The organism is Dyadobacter sandarakinus, from assembly GCF_016894445.1.
GTDB lineage: Bacteria > Bacteroidota > Bacteroidia > Cytophagales > Spirosomataceae > Dyadobacter > Dyadobacter sandarakinus.
Genome location: NZ_CP056775.1, coordinates 1,948,504 through 1,964,238, shown reverse-complemented (window position 1 = coordinate 1,964,238; position 15,735 = coordinate 1,948,504). Strand labels below are relative to the sequence as shown.

Below are 15,735 nucleotides of genomic sequence, written 5' to 3'. Positions count from 1 at the left end.
TCTTTCGATTACCAGCTCATCATCTTTTCTGCTTCGATAATACCACTTGGAACGGTGTATCCCAATTACTCGGCAAGCCATACCAACGACACTTTTTCTTCAACAGCCCACTCTACGAGTTCCCTTTGCCGACAAGGCTCCACAGCTTTTTTCGATGATGTCTTTAGCGAGTTTATAATGCAGTCGGACCGCCGCGCGGCTCAGCTCAGCAAACAATTGCTTCAATCTTCATTTTTCATCCGCGCGGCGGCCGCTTGGAACGCCTTTAACTTTTTCAACTGAGCGGCCTCCAGTCCACTGTACTTTTACGCCAGTTAAACAGCGTCACCTTTGAAATGCCGTATTCACGGCAAACATCCATTGCTTCCCGGTCACCCTCATACTGCTTGAGAATAGCCACCATCTGGAACCGCGGCGGCGGACCGCAAAAAGTACGGCGGCATGGGCGTTGCCGCACTGCGAAAGTTGCGTCAGTTGAAGGAGGAAAACGCCCAGTTGAAGAAGGTTGTCCATATGCTGATGGACATGGCCGTGCAATGAAAGCAGCACCTTTGGATTGTGTTGTAGCAAGGTTGTGTATGACTCCACCAACTCCTGATTAAATTCCAGTGGACTGAAAGTAGGTACATGCGAAATAGTAATAATATAGTTGACTGTGCTGGACTCACTCATTTCTGAGCTAAGCCAATTCATGTTTGGGACCTTACGATCTGAGTATTCTAGGCTGTTGGTGTTGTGTGCAATAAACTTGATGCTATCATAGACGAATGAATAGTCTGTTGGACCGAAGATGCTTGTATATATTGCTTCACCATTAGCGACCAAATCATGATTTCCAATCACACCGAAGTAAGGTTTATTCAATTTGGCCAGCCTTTGGCTTACCCATTTAAATTCTTTTAAAAGGCCGAAATCAGAAATGTCACCAGTTAATAGGACCAAATCGATCTCCGGCATCGCATTGACCTTGGCCACAAACCGTTCTTGCTCGCTATACCAACGCCGCGAATCCCCCACAAAGGCAATGGTTAGAGTATCATCAACTGGATTTTGATTTAGCTTTTGCAGGTTTGCAGCATTCAGGTTCCGGGGAGTGTGTTTGTCTATGGTCTGATTAGGGCTAAATTCAAAATGATCACAGCCTGACATTGTCAAGGTGGTAAATACTAGCCAAAGTCCTTTTAGAATAGCTGTAAGGCGGTTGAGATTGCTGGGCATAGCATTTGTGTTTAGCGGAAACTAATAGTTGGCGAGTCTGATATTGATCCTTCTGATTTCCTTGATTACTAAGAAATGATTAACAGTACTGGCGGGCAGAGCCAGAAGTGAATCAAGGTGCTGCAAGCTGTCCGATGGGTAATAATCTTTCACCTGCAAAGACTTTACGATTACATCGCACTATACTCTGCAAAGATTCTTTTACTGGTGTTTTAACACTATAAAGTGGGAAATGGCTTGATAATGCCAGTGAAAACGCCGGAAGGAATTTGATCTCATACCCCAGGTGAAGCGATAAGTTGTTTAACGTTTTATCATCACTCAATGCATACGGGATCGCCTGGTAGTACTGCGACAAGCCCAGCTTCAACATATGCCGGGTAGGGACATTGGTCATAAACACATTTTCATACCGGTCAATGAAGCGTTGACGGGTCAGTATGTCAGGCTCTTCACTAAATTTCACCTCTGAACTATCCTGACTATACGCAGGAGATATACTAAGCAGAAGACAGAAAACCAAGATGTGTTTGCCCATGAAAAGTGAGTCTGAAAAGCTTGTAATCTTTTCCTTCACAGACCAAAGTTCCAGTCTTTTAATCCAGACAGCCATGAATGCTTCTGCCCTGAACTGATCCTGATGCCGGAATACATCTGAAAATACGTCGTGCAGCACGTTGCTGGCATTGTCAAAGGCGCCCGTGATCCGGTAAACCAACGTATTGATCGGATTTTTGTACCGGTCATACAGCTGCCTTCGTGCAAGCCGGTCCTGTAAATGGCATCCTGAAATCAACTTCGACTTTATGGTGATAAAGTACATTTTAGATCTGTCATGTCAAAGAGGCATTGAAAAGCAAAAACGGTTGTACAGAACCCATAAATATTTTTAAACAAATTGTGGGTTACATACAACCATTTTCCTTCGATCATTCCTCTTTGTTTAACAAAATGTGCAACCATAACCTGTAAACAGTTCAATTCACTGAATGTTAAAGGCCTTCCTTTTAATTCCGGTTCTCTTATCGCTGGCGCTGCTGACTTGTGCCCAGGATACCACGTCAGTTGCATTTTCAGAGGATACGAGCGGCATTGAAGATCAGCGTTTTATCGACCGGTATGAAAACGTATTTATGACAAAAATCCCTACCAGGCGGATGTTCAAGCTGGGTTATACGGCCTCCACTTACAAAGGGATTGGACTTACTGCTGCATTTGAATACAAGGTCTTTCCTTTTTTGTCACTGGAAGCTGCTGTTTACTCCCGGGCAGCCCGGGAAGGTGATGGTATTTACATGGAAAATGTATTCCGGCAATTAAGCGGTGAGAATTTATTTGTAAGCGGCGGCAGCCGGTGGTACCCTAATATGAGAAAAAGGATTGTCCGTCAGCAAAGTGCCAACAACTTAACCGGAAGCTATGTGTCGGTTTTATATGAAAGATCGCTGGCTGCCATACAAGATGGACGGGTACGGGATCATTTCAGTTTGACCTATGGATTTCAAAGCCGTTTTCTGGCGAACGGTTTTCTGGATTTCTCTTTGGGGATGTATTACTTGCGACCATTCCCGCAGTGGTTTACGGTGGGTTCAGTGCCATCAAGGTTCAATATGAATAATCTTGTTTTTGCGTCCAGATCGTTAATCGGACTCGCATTTGGGGACTGGAAGAGAACAGATAGGGGACCACTATGTGATATTCTACATTGTGACTACATGGTCAGACAGCATTTCAAAGTAAGGTTACCAGAGCTGAATATCGGCATCCAGGTCCAGTCAGCAAGGCTTGAAGTTGGATATGAAAGAAAAATGGGCAAAAGTCCTTTTTCAGTGAATCTTGGTTTCAGGTCTGAGAATAATCAGTTTGAAGCCCGCTATACTTCACGGCAGGGTTTAACCGAATTTGATGGCCAACTCCGGTTTTACTACCTTCAAAAAAGTCAGATAAGAAAAGGAAAAGCATCGGACAACCTTTCCGGACTGTATGCAGGGCCGCATCTTGGATACCGATGGACCTATGAATACTTTAATCACAGGAGAAATAAATTGCTGCGGGAACCCATAGCAGGGTTAACAGCGGGATACCAGCAGCGCTTGTTTAACAAGCTATACTTTGATTCAGCCCTGAGCATGTCTGCAATAGGTTTTTATCAAAGCGTATTCAAGGTCAGATACGGCGAGTTAAATGCAAAAGCCGGGGTTGGTTTTGCTTTCTGATCTTTAATTGCTGACTCAATAGTTTTCTTGGTAACAATTAACCCATTTATCTTGATAAATGCAGTGTTATTGTAAGGCTATTTCAGTGTAATACACGTTGTTGTATAATTAACATTATGTCCAATAAGCAAGCACACAGATTTAAACATCATTATCTTTGATGTAATTGCATGCTAGTTAAGCTAGTTGGTGAGTGAATACGTGAGTAAGAGATTTGAAAGGCTATAAAACTTTGATTAATAGGAGGTTACCTAAATAGGTATAATCCTGACGGCATCACTTCAAGAAAAAACAAAAAGCATTAAAAGCCTGCGAATCAAACGATTGCAGGCTTTTTTCTTTGCCGATATACTGTTGCTACTAAAGCCTTCAAACTATTGACAAATACAAAGAGACCATTCTGTTTGCGAGTTGCGGGTTGGTGCTGCCTGTATCGAGTAATCAAAAGATGAATGATTATCTGAAAGAGATTTTCGTAATCTGTGGGATTACTAAGATTCTCAATTCACAGGTTGCCAGGCATACCTTGGCCACAACCGTAACGCTGCAAAATGGTGTGCCGATTGAGACTGTTTCTAAAATGCTTGGGCATACGAACATTCGCACTACGCAGATTTTTGGGAAGATTCTGGATACAAGGTTAGCGAGTATATGCAGGCTTTGAAGGGGCAGCTTTCCAAACGATCGGGCACGGAAGGTTAGCGCCGCACCTTCTCTCTCACGACCCCTCCGATTTGTTAGAGCGGATCGCGAGAGAGAAGGTGAAACAAGGACGAAATTTAAAAGCAAGATTACTCGATAATGGGTCTTCGTGGTAGTAGGCTTTTGATCAGCTCGTCATCTACTATGTTAAGCTTTAAAATAGCGATTTGCTTTATTAATAGCTCCTGCCGATTTTTCTCCCGCACCATTAAATAGTCTGATTCAATACGAGATTCGCACAATGGATCATTGCTATTAAAATCATCGCGCACCTGAATAAACATATCGACTGTATCCCTAGCGCATACTGCCACATTGACGACCGATTCTAAATCCTGCGATTTTATATATTCGAGAGTGTATGAAACGGCAGTGCCAGCATCTAATGCCTGAGAACAAGCAATATCTGGGAAATCTTCTGTGTCGGGAATGACCAAGTCAACAGCATCGATCAAATCCTGAACTTGCCGCGCAGAGTACGGATTGTCCTCTTTAAGAATTATAAAAATTTCATCAATTGCTTGTTGGATTACCTGAGGGCTACCCCAATTGAAAGTCTTGGCAAAGAACTCATAGTTTGGATAAAGATGGACGCACGTTATAGCGCTGAATAGTAACTGGCCCTTCTTGGATAATGTACCTAGGGCGGTTCGTATGTCTATTTGAAAAGTATCCATATCTATTCTAGTGCAGGCTGCTTCAATGTAAACACGCGAAATCTACAATAATATCTTTGAACTATTAGGAAGCATATACCATCGTCTTATCACTTTTCTTATTCCTTCCAAATAGGCTTATTAATTGTGAGAATTCTAATGATTGCCTCTTAACCGCAATGGGCCAGATGTCAGTTTGTGTTACAAACTAATCTGGCCCGCCCAAACGCTCCGAAGTGGCTGGCGGGAGATTTTTATAAATATTCTGAGAATGACAGATAGAGAATGTAAAAATGCGCTTCGCGATAATAGCTTTTGTTACGTCTATTAAGTAACGTAGTGTAACGAATTGCATAGCAATTATTAATCGCTGATATTTATAGAAGTTCTCCCTAAACTGGCCTTGCATGAGATTGAAAATACCCTTTACTATGTTCCTGCTGCTTGCAGTATGTATTGCGGCAATGGCACAGAAAACGTCATTAGAAATGTCATCAGGAAAGATTATAGACACCACTGCGACATTCAGCTGGTTTAAGGCCGAGGTCGCCAAAATTGGGCTGGAAGATTTAATGAATTCAAAAGACAAACTTCGCTTTCGCTTCTGGTGTAAAAATCAGTTAGTCGAAATATGGAGTGGCGGTGAGAATACATATCTTGGTAAACTGATAAGTTACACATCTAAGTATGATCCGAACGCATACTTGAATCCAGGAAAAGAGGAAAAGATTTTGACTAAGCATCTTGCCATTGACACAATTGTAGCAAAGCGAATTTACGAGCGAGCGATAGATATCGCGCTTTTCGATATTCCGGCTCAAAAAAAAATTAAAGGCTGGAAACAAGGAACAGATGGTTATAGCGTGTCACTAGAATTCGCAAGTCCATTAAGGTATAGTGTGAAGTATTACTGGTCGCCAAACTTTCAGGTTGCAGTGCCAGAGGCTAAATTAATTACTGAATTTGAAGCCTTCACAGAAACAACGTTAGGAATGCGCGAAAAATGGGCTGCGTTTATAGAAGGACTTCCCAAGGGCTGTTATCATACTGGTGGTATTGCCGTCGTGTGCAATAGCAAAAATGCTTCTCGAAAAGTGCGCAGGGCGAATTAACATTTTCCTATCTTTACCTGAATTGCAAGCCTGTCACCACAATTTGGTGAGTGACAAGGTGAGTAAAAGATTTGACAGGATACAGGTAATTAATAAGTAATTTGTTACCTCAAAAAGTATAATCCCAGCGGCATCACTTCAAGAATAACAAAAAGCATCAGGAACCTACAAATCAAATAGTTGCAGGTTTTTTTTTGTCTCTGCTATACCAAAACGTTCAATATTCTCAAAGTTTTGCCTTGTTAAGAAAATAACCCCTATCCAATATGGCATAAGCAAGGTGATAGCCGGGATATAGGACACATAGTTGGCAATGGCAAGCGGCGCTGCGAGGTTGGCGGGTAGTAGATTTAATAGCGCGCCCAAGTAACAGAAGAAAATGTAAACAGAACTTGCAAGACGACTGAGATGGCCAGCTCTGCTTAACGCATAAGCGAACACTGCTGTGACTAAGTAGATCAATGTTACTTCAATCATTCTTACAGCTGTGAAGGCGGTGGATACTGTTTGAAGCCAGTCGGGCTTGGCGGGCGCCCCTGGTTGGGAATATTTCACAAATACATTCGTCAGAAAAAATCCCCAGTAGATCATGTTTGCGATGAAAAGGGGAAGTGCTATTACAAACATCGTCTTGCCGACCTTTGCGAAACGCACACCCGGGCCGCTTCTAAGCATATCATACATTCTCAAAAAACCGACTGTGGTGAACGAACCGCTCACGATCAGAATGCAGTATCGCAATTGCTGCCCCAGGCCAGCACTGCCCATCCCTCGGCAGTTCCGGGCGGCGGCCCCATTCCGGCAAAGACTGAGATTGGCACCCAGGACAGGATTAAGGGCCATGGGATGCCGCGAACAGTCTCACTTTTTGCATCTCCCAGCGTCCTCACAGGCAGGGATATGAGCAGCATATTCAGGAACCACCTCGGCAGGTAAACCCAATGGGATTGGTGCCCAAAAACGAAAGCCATCACAGTCACCATGACGGGAACGGCAAGGAGGAAGATGTAGCTGAGTTTTTGTGGTAGGGTTTTCATTAACGTTCCGTTTGTCAGGTTTAGCAAGATATGAGAGGGGTGAGGAGAATGCTAACAGTAATATTTAGGTACAAGGAGTCAGCTAGGGATTATAGAAAAGGGTATTACTGGCTTATCCAATTGTAGTATTGAGTTTTTCCTGCAAAAATGATATTTTTGAAATAAATGATCAGTGCCATGCAACAAACATTTCAGATAAATCCCGCCAATATCAACGCGCAAGTGATTGAGCGTATTCTCGCCACCGCCAAAGCTAAGTTTGGAAGTCGGACGTTTCGATTCATCATTGATGACGAGCCTATCGTTGCCCCCGTTGACCAAAAAGAGCTTTATAAAAAAACGCTTGAATTGCGAGAGTTGTTTAAAGGTGTGCGTGTCCCGGCTGATTTAAATTTGTCCGACCTGGCAAACGAAATGCTGGGTGAATGAACAAAGTCTATTTTGATACAGATGTTCTGATCCATTTGCTTATTTCGCAAGAACGGACAAACGAAAGCTCGCTTACGCACGCTACAAGGACGCCACAGATAATAACCGTTTTTTCGTCTCATTGCTTTGTCTGCAGGAGGTGGCTTACGTCCTGCATCGGTTGGGGCGACAACCAGAAAACATCGAGCGAATGCTCAACACCTTTTTACCATCAGAACCGGCGCCATATGATTTGAGCCAAATGGTGCGGGGCATTGAACTAGCCAAATCAGTTGGTTTTCAAAACATCAGTGATTGCATTCATACAGCAATAGCCGAAGATCACTGTACAGAGTTAGTCACTTTCAACAAATCCGACTTCAAGCGTATTCAAAAGTTTTCTCAGCTGACGATTACAATTCTGTGATTTTTGGTTTATCGGCATAGACTAGGACTGCGCAATTATGATATAAATCATGTAATTGGCCAAGCCGAAAATCCGAACGCAGCCGTAAAGTCGAGATTTACGCAATTAATATTTCGCTCAATTGCGAAAGCTTGGCATGAGCCAGAAGGATTTATCGGAGAAGTTGCAGGTAACACCTCAAACTGTGAATTCCCGGGTGAAAGGGAATAGCAATTTTACAATTGAGACGATTGTGCGGATTGAGGAGGTTTTGGGTGTGGAGTTGATTGGGGTTTAGGTTAAGTGAATAATAGTAATCTCAAAGAAATTTGTCCATACATTTTGAGATCGCGAATGCAAGTCGATTTTCCAACCTTCACCTGATCAATACCCTCTTTAATGGCATTTAACACTTGTGGGTCTGAATAAAAAATATCAGTTTCAGTACCTTTATCAATTGGCTCACCATCGTGATATACATAGGCAGGTATTTGGTAAAGCATTTTCAGAAAGGAGGTTTTCGACTAAGCCGCAAGCCAACCGGTTTTTTCCTTTTGTTAATAGTTTTGGTCAGTCTATGAATTCTCTTTTTATGAGTTTCGTATAAATCTGCCAATACATAATTTAAAATCTCAAATGCGTCTAAAATGTCATTTTTATTTATCGGGTCATTATTGTGGCTTCCAGAGTTTCCAATCCACTTTATAGCCATCACAGAGTCAGCAAATTGAGGATATTTAGTTTTAAAAAACTCTATTCGTTGATGGAGAGAATAAGATTTTCTGCTTCTTGAGGATGTGTATGTTTTTTTAATTTTCAAGTCATCCATCATTTTTTCGACAACAACACGAACTTTATTTGCACATGATGCAGTATCCATCCAATATAAATTGAAGGCACTAATTATTTCCGTACGGATTGCCTCTGGTACTTCATCATTGACCTGAAATATGTGAATTGGAGGATTGAATGTTGTGGGAGTGAGAAATTCATAAATGTCAAATCTTGGCTCACCGGTGTCTTCGTCGTAGTAGTTGTGTTCAATACATCTATAGTGCCCAAGAATCCCAATTTTTCATTACAAGTGGAATTGCTGCAAGTTAATGATCCTGAGAAATAACCTTCCATCCACTCCGGTTCCCAGGCTTCGTGACTGTGGGCACTCTTCGATGACGCTGTCTCGTGCGTTTTAACTTCCTTGCAGTTGTTTGTCAACACTCCCCGTTGACAACTTGGACAAATCCACGCTGGAATATTATCTAATGAAAATTCGTTTAAATAGAGGGTTCTTTTAATTGGCATAAGGCTGATTCAAACAAATAATTTGGCTTAGCAACCGAGTGCCTACCTGTTTGTAGCAGGAAAGATATCAAATTTATTACTCGGCTCGCGCGAGGCGTTCTTAATCAATTATTAGAGCTTTTCCTATGCCTAATATTCAGTGTGTCAACTAGGCTGGTTGCAACACCTTCGGCTCCCAAATCGCACGAATTTTAGAAGCATCCACACGCTTCCTCGCTTGTGCAAGATCATAATTTTTCTGTACGGCTAACCAAAACTCGGCATCCGTGTTAGGGAATGCAGCACCTAATCGAATTGCCATTTCTGGCGATACCGCGGATTTTCCATTGATAATCGCAGACAGCGTTTTGCGGGTTGTTCCCAATATTTTGGCCACCTGCTCAACAGTAAGTTTTTGCCCCGTTTCCTCATAAATCCCGTCAAGGGTTTCTCTAATAAGCTCGCCCGCATGGGCTGGATCAAATAAAGCCATAATAGTCGTCCTGTTTAGTGATAATCTACAAAATCAACATCTGCGGCATTCTCCCCGACAAAACGAAAAATAATACGCCAGTTTCCTGATACCCTGACCGAATAAAACCCTTTTAAATCCCCTTTTAGGGCGTGAAAATGATACCCTACTTCATTCATTTTGTCTGGTGCATTTGCCGCATCTAAACGGGTCAAAATTAGTTTTATTCTGGGAATATGCTGTTGCTGTAACTTTGAACGGTCGCCCCTGGTCGCGTAAAGCTCCAAGCCTTTATGTCGGTAACTTACGATCATAACATAAATGTAACACGGAACGTGTCACGTGTCACTGGATTTTTTATAGTGTGTTTAAAATCTTTACCTCACCTCCCCCCAATCAACCGCTCCAACCTCCCCATCATCTCATCCTTCTCCTTCAACATCCGCTCATACAAAGCAATCTTCTCCTCATGAAGCTGCATTAACTTGTCAATTGGATCCTTTTGTATAGTCCCGTAATTCACAGAGCTTCCGACAGCTTGATCATTGAAAGTAGTGGTAATAATATTGATTGCCTGATTTTCATCAAAATTCCGAATCGCCTCAGCCGGGATTTTCAGAATCGCCGCCACCTGCTCTAAAATATCATTATCAATCTTTTCCCTCTGTTCAAGTAGCGAAATCTTTTGCTGGTTCCAATCTTCGCCGAGCTCAAATGCCATTGCGTCTTGTTTCAGGCCGAGAAGCTCCCTGAATCTCTTCAAGTTGCGCCCTTCGTGGATCTTCGGATTGGAGGTAGTATGTGCCATGTGGAAAGGGTGTTTGGTTAAAAAAAGCAATTTATATAAATCTCCCGGGAAGTGCCCGGATATCTTACCGACAATCGATGTCAGTTACTCGGACATTGATTGCGTCTTGCCAGGGACCTGTTATTTTGGAACGTTGCTAACCTGGCACCAAAATAGATAGCAGGCTGTTGCTGATACGCGATGAATATCTAGCTAGAATATGCTGAAAACTCAAACCCTGGACGCCTTTTACGCATTTAAATTCGACGATGCACCGCCGGAACCAGGCGCGGGGGACTTTAATGTTTTTCGACTGGATCTTTCCGATGGGCTTTCCCATACCATGCCCTATGCCCGCTACGATTTCTACAAGATTATGCTGATCCGAGGCAGGCACCGCTGCCATTATGCAACCAAGAGCATCGAGTTCGATGGCAGTACGCTTCTGTTTTTCAATCCTGCGACGCCTTACAGTTTTGAACGGCTGGATACCGACTCGACCGGGTTTTTTTGCATTTTTAAAGAAGCCTTTTTCATAGAAAATCTGAGAAATGGCATCGGTCACCTGCGGATGTTTGAGCCTGAGAATAAGTCGGTGTACCATTTGGATGAAAGGCAGGATCAGGAAGTGGCCGCGCTGTTTGAGAAAATGCTGAATGAGGTTCATTCAGATTATCGTTTCCGGTTTGATCTGATACGAAACCATGTGTCCGAACTCATCCATTTGGCATTGAAAATGATGCCTGACGAGCAGTTATACCAACATCCCGATACCAATGCGCGGATTACCTCGATTTTCATAAAGCTGCTTGAAAGCCAGCTTCCGATTCAATCCAAGGATCAATGCATATGGATGCGGTCAGCGGGAGATTTTGCCGACAGGCTTTCCGTGCATGTAAACCACCTGAACCGCGCTGTCCGCACGGCTACCGGAAAGACGACGACAGCCCACATTGCCGAGCGCATCGTCGCCGAAGCCACCGCATTGTTAAAGCATACGGATTGGAATGTGTCCGAAATCAGTTATTGCCTCGGTTTCGCGCAGCCAGCCCATTTTGCCTATTTTTTCAGGAAACAAACCAAGCTTACGCCCAGCGCCGTGCGGGATGTTTGAATTTCGATAGCATCCGTTTGATCCTGGTAATGCCCGGGCTGGATGGGCATCCTACTTTTGCCATATCAAGATACGGGATATGGAAAACAGAAAAACATGGTTTGTCACAGGCGCTTCAAAAGGCCTGGGATTGACATTAGTGAAGCAGTTATTACAGGCAGGGCACCAGGTAGCGGCTACTTCCCGCAACACAGCCAGCCTCGTTGAGGCAGTCGGCTTTCAGGGCGATGCATTTTTACCATTAAGTGTGGAACTGGGCAGCGACGAAAGTGTCGCGGCTGCCATCGGGCAGGCGGATCAGCATTTCGGCCGGATCGACGTGGTGGTCAACAATGCCGGTTACGGCATCGGCGGGAGTATGGAAGAGCTGACGGACAAGGAAGTCCGCGATAGTTTTGACATCAATGTATTCGGTACGATTAATGTCATCCGCCACGTTTTGCCTGTGATGCGCAGGCAGGGATCGGGTCACATCATCAACATTTCTTCGATCGCTGGTATTGCCCCGAGTGCAGGGTGGTCCATTTACGGCGCCGCCAAGCACGCAGTGATCGGCCTGACCGAAGTGCTGGCCGACGATGTCCGTCACCTCGGCATCAAAGTGACGCTGGTGGCCCCCGGCGCTTTTCGCACAAACTTCAACAATCCGGATTCGCTGGTATTGTCGCAGCGCAAAATTGATGCTTATTCGGAAGTACGGTCCTTGCAGGAAAAGTTTGCGGCCAAGAGCGGCACGCAGCTAGGCGATCCAGCAAAAGCTGCAAAGGCCATGATTGAAGTGACCGAAATGGCACAGCCACCTTTGTATTTACTTTTGGGTAGCGACGCTTATGCGCGAGCATTTAGTAAAATGGACCTTCTTTCGTCAGCCTACAAGCAATGGGAAGCATTGACGAAGTCGACCGATTTCGATTGATAGGTTAAGCACTAAAATAGTCTGAGACGATTTCCCCGGAAAGGATTACTGCTTGATTTTAAAAGTATTGAAGATACCTGTAACATCATAAGCAGTCCATTTTCATTATTAATCAAAGACTATAAGAAACTCGATTTGTCTGGGGAAACGCTTATTCAGAAGGTAGACTTAAAGCCACCTTTGCTCGGCAATTAACCAACAAAAATCCCGTTTGTAAACCATTTTGGTTAGCAAACGGGATTTTTCTAATCAAGTAAGTGCAGTTGGAACCGCTTTCCATAACATCCGAAACAGCGCTGTTTATCACACTTAAATTCATTGGTGAGAAGTAAGCTTTGCTACTCCTAAACCTTTCATTATTATGGAAAATGAGGGAATGTGGTTTATAACAAAGCATTTGGCTACAAAGACGTTGAAAACAAGGTTCCCGCAGCTGTGGATGATCACTATATCCTGTTTTCTCAAACCAAAGCTGTAACGACCATACCTTTTATGACGCTGGTGGAGAAAGGCCTGGTTCCGGTGGATGATCCGGTTTCTAAATATTTCCCCGGGATCTCCGATCAGGTGGCGACAGCTAGTAAAGAGGATGGAGCTTATCAAATTTTCAAATAGTCAAGTAAGCCATTGACGCTTACACATTGCCAAATCATTCAAGCCATCTTATGTTATTAAAAACACCCAATTTTCATTACAGTAGCGCAATCATGAAGCCCGTGCAACTTTGTGCTGCATTGCTGAGCTTGCTTTTAAATACTGAAACTTCCTTTGCACAAACACCTAAAAAACCCGAAAGCAACCGGTTCGCCAAAGTGGTTCTGGGGCAAAGGCTTGAAGAGCCCATGCAGTTTCAGGTTTTGAAAGATGGAAGGGTGCTCTATGCGGAGCGAAAAGGCAAGTTGAAGGTGTTCGACCCAAAGTCGCAAGCCATGGAAACAGTGGCTGAGTTTGCCGTCAGCACAAAATATGTAAACAAGGCAGGCGAAGTGACCGAGGGTGAAGATGGGATGCAGGGCGTGATCCTGGATCCTGATTATGAGAAAAACCATTGGATTTACATTTACTATTCATTGGCTGGCGACGAGGCCAAAAACGTGCTGGTGCGCTATGAATGGCATGGTAAGGAATTATCGGAAAGTTCTAGAAAGGTGATGCTGGAAGTACCGGTGCAGCGTGAGGAATGCTGCCACGTGGGCGGAGGGATGCTTTTTGACAAAGACAAGAACCTGTATCTGACTACGGGTGATAATACATTTTCCCGTGCTTCGGACGGTTTCGCACCCCTGGACGAAAGACCCGGAGAATCACCCCGGGATTCGCAAAAATCGTCCCCAAATACGAATGATTTAAGAGGGAAAATCCTGCGTATCCATCCCGAACCGGACGGTAGCTACACCATTCCAAAAGGCAATCTTTTTCCTCCGGGAACGTCGCAGACTAAACCCGAAATTTATACCATGGGCAACAGAAACCCGTGGCGGCCCACAATCGATTCGAAGACGGGGTGGCTTTACTGGGGAGAAGTCGGCCCGGACGGGTCCCGCGACGACATCGAAAAACGCGGCCCGCAATCATACGATGAATTCAACCGCGCCAAAGGGCCGGGATTTTACGGATGGCCGTATTTCGTAGCCAATAACAAGGCTTACGTGAAATATGACTTCGCCACCAAAATTTCCGGGGCGCCCTTTGATCCTGCACATCCGGTCAACAATTCTCCCAACAGCTCCGGCTTAAAAGAGCTTCCTGCTGCACAGCCGGCATTTATCTGGTATTCCAAAGCGCAAAGTCAGGAATTTCCGCTGATGGAAAGTGGCGGAAATAGTGCGGTAGGCGGGCCGGTTTTCAGAAAAGATGATTTCAAAAATGCGTCGCGACTATTCCCGGAATATTACGAAGGAAAATGGTTTATCACCGACTGGGTACGCGGCTGGATCAATGTGGTGGAAATGGATGCAAACGGCGAATACAAATCCATGGAGCGCTTTCTGCCTGATCTGAAATTAAAAGGGCCGATCGACATGAAGTTCGGGCCTGACGGTGACCTGTATGTGCTCGAATATGGAAACGGATATTTTAAAGATAACCCGGAGGCCGAACTGATCCGGATTGAATACAACAGCGGAAACAGGAAACCATTGGTAGAAGCATCAGCCAGCAAAACGGCAGGCGCACTTCCCATGCAGGTTACGCTGTCTTCGGAGGGCACGAAAGACTTTGACGAAGACGACGCGCTGCAATATGAATGGGTGGTGAGAAAAAACAATGCGGTTTTCAAAACATTGAAAGAGGCTGATCCGTCCATCACTTTTACTACGCCGGGCACATATCAAGCAACCCTGACTGTCACGGATAAAGCCGGGGAGAAGAATTCCAAATCGGTTGAAATCAGGGCTGGTAATGAACCTCCGGTGGTAGATTTTAAGATAACAAAAGGAAACTCCACTTTCTATTTTCCTGGAAAAAGCATCCAGTATGAAGTGCTTGTAAATGATAAGGAAGATGGAAGTCTGGCAAACAAGAAAATATTGCCTTCGCAGGTTTCTGTTAGTACCAACTATTTGTCAGAGGGCTTTAATCTGACGAGGATTGCGCAAAAGCAAATGAGCGTAGATGCTTCTGCGCAATACGCAACTGCGATTTCGCTGATTAATAATGGCGATTGCAAGGCTTGTCATGCCATTAATGAAAAGGTACTGGGACCTTCATTTACGGCAGTTTCCGCGAAATACAAGGGTGATCCAAATGCAGTAGCAAGCTTGTCCAAAAAAATACTAAATGGTGGTTCGGGCGTGTGGGGCGATGCATTTATGCCCGCACACCCTACCATGGCTGAAAGCGACGTAAAAGGGATTGTCCGCTACATTATGAGCTTGTCGGATGCGCCGAAACCGGCCAAAACTTTACCTGTAAAAGGCACCTATACTACGGCTGTTCCCAAAAGTGATACGGAAGGCAGTTTCATATTCCGCGCTGCATATGCGGACCGTGGTACAAAAATGGCGGCCTCGCAATCCTCGGAAGTAACTGTGATTCTCCGGAATCCCATTGTGCCGGTCACATTGGCTGACCAGGTGAAAGACATCAGTTTCAACAATGATAGTACAATAGCATTTGTCAGGAATTCCGGCGCGTCTTTCAGGCTCAAAGCATTGGATCTGACGGGTATCAGGCAAATTGAAGTGGTCCGTGCTTCCGGCCGGAATGCACCGACGCCTCCTGCGGGAACGATCGAGGCGCATGCAGGGAGCGCAGATGGAATGCTGTTAGGTAAGTTTTCGGGTGAATACAGTGATACAATGATTTTTGACATCGCCGCTGGCGCAGCATCTGGTGTAAAAGATGTTTATTTTACCTTTACCGGAGCTCCGATCAGAATCAAGGCTATCTGGTTCGCGGCAGGGGAGTAA

Annotated in this window: 21 protein-coding genes and 1 pseudogene; 10 read left to right on the top strand and 12 right to left on the bottom strand. The window is 44.4% G+C overall.

Annotation, left to right across the window (positions count from 1 at the left end; translation table 11 throughout):
• Window positions 1–274: 274 nt before the first annotated feature.
• The 3 genes from HWI92_RS25575 to HWI92_RS07780 all read right to left on the bottom strand — a co-directional run bounded on the left by HWI92_RS25575 (window position 275) and on the right by HWI92_RS07780 (window position 2,041).
• Entirely contained in the window at window positions 275–361 is an 87-nt protein-coding gene (locus HWI92_RS25575) for a hypothetical protein (RefSeq protein ID WP_374757894.1), read from the bottom strand.
• Window positions 325–1,218 carry a metallophosphoesterase family protein gene (locus HWI92_RS25265; RefSeq protein WP_204662414.1) on the bottom strand — a complete coding sequence of 298 codons (894 nt, stop codon included), beginning with the start codon at window positions 1,216–1,218 and terminating at the stop codon, window positions 325–327. Before HWI92_RS25265 ends, HWI92_RS25575 begins: the two co-directional genes overlap by 37 nt.
• A gap of 112 nt (window positions 1,219–1,330) precedes the next feature.
• Window positions 1,331–2,041 (bottom strand): RNA polymerase sigma factor, encoded by a 711-nt coding sequence (locus HWI92_RS07780; RefSeq protein ID WP_204662411.1) that lies wholly within the window; start codon window positions 2,039–2,041, stop codon window positions 1,331–1,333.
• Window positions 2,042–2,207: 166 nt separating this feature from the next.
• Here HWI92_RS07780 and HWI92_RS07775 point away from each other — a divergent pair, with 166 nt between their 5' ends.
• Together HWI92_RS07775 and HWI92_RS07770 are read left to right on the top strand one after the other, a co-directional pair.
• Window positions 2,208–3,434: a hypothetical protein gene (locus tag HWI92_RS07775; RefSeq protein WP_204662408.1), complete on the top strand. Its 1,227-nt coding sequence runs from the start codon at window positions 2,208–2,210 to the stop codon at window positions 3,432–3,434.
• Between the two features lie 448 nt (window positions 3,435–3,882).
• Complete coding sequence (locus HWI92_RS07770; protein ID WP_229249096.1) at window positions 3,883–4,098, top strand: tyrosine-type recombinase/integrase; 216 nt, start codon at window positions 3,883–3,885, stop codon at window positions 4,096–4,098.
• 127 nt (window positions 4,099–4,225) lie between these two features.
• Here HWI92_RS07770 and HWI92_RS07765 read toward each other — a convergent pair whose 3' ends face one another.
• Window positions 4,226–4,813 carry a DUF416 family protein gene (locus tag HWI92_RS07765; RefSeq protein WP_204662405.1) on the bottom strand — a complete coding sequence of 196 codons (588 nt, stop codon included), beginning with the start codon at window positions 4,811–4,813 and terminating at the stop codon, window positions 4,226–4,228.
• A gap of 386 nt (window positions 4,814–5,199) precedes the next feature.
• On the opposite strand from HWI92_RS07765, the gene HWI92_RS07760 reads away from it, so the two are divergent.
• The gene (locus HWI92_RS07760; protein WP_204662403.1) at window positions 5,200–5,904 is read left to right on the top strand and encodes a hypothetical protein; all 705 of its coding nucleotides are present in this window, start codon (window positions 5,200–5,202) and stop codon (window positions 5,902–5,904) included.
• A 165-nt stretch (window positions 5,905–6,069) separates the two neighbouring features.
• Here the strand turns inward: HWI92_RS07760 and HWI92_RS07755 are convergent, their stop codons facing one another.
• Both HWI92_RS07755 and HWI92_RS07750 read right to left on the bottom strand, forming a co-directional pair.
• On the bottom strand, window positions 6,070–6,579 hold the full coding sequence (locus tag HWI92_RS07755) for a hypothetical protein (protein ID WP_204662401.1): 510 nt from the start codon (window positions 6,577–6,579) through the stop codon (window positions 6,070–6,072).
• Between the two features lie 47 nt (window positions 6,580–6,626).
• The gene (locus HWI92_RS07750) at window positions 6,627–6,941 is read right to left on the bottom strand and encodes a hypothetical protein (RefSeq protein WP_204662399.1); all 315 of its coding nucleotides are present in this window, start codon (window positions 6,939–6,941) and stop codon (window positions 6,627–6,629) included.
• Between the two features lie 177 nt (window positions 6,942–7,118).
• Between HWI92_RS07750 and HWI92_RS07745 the strand changes: the two genes are divergently transcribed.
• From HWI92_RS07745 to HWI92_RS25570, 3 genes and pseudogenes are all read left to right on the top strand, one after another.
• On the top strand, window positions 7,119–7,370 hold the full coding sequence (locus HWI92_RS07745) for a hypothetical protein (RefSeq protein WP_204662397.1): 252 nt from the start codon (window positions 7,119–7,121) through the stop codon (window positions 7,368–7,370).
• Between the two features lie 52 nt (window positions 7,371–7,422).
• Window positions 7,423–7,776 (top strand): annotated as a pseudogene (locus tag HWI92_RS07740) (type II toxin-antitoxin system VapC family toxin); the annotation flags it as partial.
• A gap of 121 nt (window positions 7,777–7,897) precedes the next feature.
• Window positions 7,898–8,053 carry a helix-turn-helix transcriptional regulator gene (locus tag HWI92_RS25570; RefSeq protein WP_374757884.1) on the top strand — a complete coding sequence of 52 codons (156 nt, stop codon included), beginning with the start codon at window positions 7,898–7,900 and terminating at the stop codon, window positions 8,051–8,053.
• 1 nt (window position 8,054) lies between these two features.
• On the opposite strand, the gene HWI92_RS07730 is transcribed toward HWI92_RS25570, so the two are convergent.
• The 6 genes from HWI92_RS07730 to HWI92_RS07710 form a co-directional block, all read right to left on the bottom strand.
• Window positions 8,055–8,258: a hypothetical protein gene (locus HWI92_RS07730; RefSeq protein WP_204662393.1), complete on the bottom strand. Its 204-nt coding sequence runs from the start codon at window positions 8,256–8,258 to the stop codon at window positions 8,055–8,057.
• 2 nt (window positions 8,259–8,260) lie between these two features.
• Window positions 8,261–8,659, bottom strand: a complete 399-nt coding sequence (locus HWI92_RS07725; RefSeq protein ID WP_262897702.1) for a DUF4145 domain-containing protein — start codon at window positions 8,657–8,659, stop codon at window positions 8,261–8,263.
• Window positions 8,659–9,057, bottom strand: a complete 399-nt coding sequence (locus tag HWI92_RS25710) for a DUF8608 domain-containing protein (RefSeq protein ID WP_510186003.1) — start codon at window positions 9,055–9,057, stop codon at window positions 8,659–8,661. The genes HWI92_RS07725 and HWI92_RS25710 overlap by 1 nt, the downstream gene beginning before the upstream one ends.
• 148 nt (window positions 9,058–9,205) lie before the next feature.
• Complete coding sequence (locus HWI92_RS07720; protein ID WP_204662388.1) at window positions 9,206–9,529, bottom strand: HigA family addiction module antitoxin; 324 nt, start codon at window positions 9,527–9,529, stop codon at window positions 9,206–9,208.
• A gap of 14 nt (window positions 9,530–9,543) precedes the next feature.
• Window positions 9,544–9,822 carry a type II toxin-antitoxin system RelE/ParE family toxin gene (locus HWI92_RS07715; protein ID WP_204662386.1) on the bottom strand — a complete coding sequence of 93 codons (279 nt, stop codon included), beginning with the start codon at window positions 9,820–9,822 and terminating at the stop codon, window positions 9,544–9,546.
• A 68-nt stretch (window positions 9,823–9,890) separates the two neighbouring features.
• Window positions 9,891–10,316 carry a helix-turn-helix domain-containing protein gene (locus tag HWI92_RS07710; RefSeq protein WP_204662383.1) on the bottom strand — a complete coding sequence of 142 codons (426 nt, stop codon included), beginning with the start codon at window positions 10,314–10,316 and terminating at the stop codon, window positions 9,891–9,893.
• A gap of 199 nt (window positions 10,317–10,515) precedes the next feature.
• On the opposite strand from HWI92_RS07710, the gene HWI92_RS07705 reads away from it, so the two are divergent.
• The 4 genes from HWI92_RS07705 (at window position 10,516) to HWI92_RS07690 (ending at window position 15,735) form a co-directional block, all read left to right on the top strand.
• The gene (locus HWI92_RS07705) at window positions 10,516–11,409 is read left to right on the top strand and encodes a helix-turn-helix domain-containing protein (protein ID WP_204662381.1); all 894 of its coding nucleotides are present in this window, start codon (window positions 10,516–10,518) and stop codon (window positions 11,407–11,409) included.
• Between the two features lie 79 nt (window positions 11,410–11,488).
• Window positions 11,489–12,325, top strand: coding sequence for an oxidoreductase (locus tag HWI92_RS07700; protein ID WP_204662379.1), 837 nt, complete (start codon window positions 11,489–11,491; stop codon window positions 12,323–12,325).
• A gap of 378 nt (window positions 12,326–12,703) precedes the next feature.
• A complete protein-coding gene (locus tag HWI92_RS07695; protein WP_204662377.1) occupies window positions 12,704–12,940 on the top strand; it encodes a serine hydrolase in 237 nt (78 codons plus the stop codon).
• Window positions 12,941–13,032: 92 nt separating this feature from the next.
• Window positions 13,033–15,735 carry a PQQ-dependent sugar dehydrogenase gene (locus HWI92_RS07690; protein ID WP_204662374.1) on the top strand — a complete coding sequence of 901 codons (2,703 nt, stop codon included), beginning with the start codon at window positions 13,033–13,035 and terminating at the stop codon, window positions 15,733–15,735.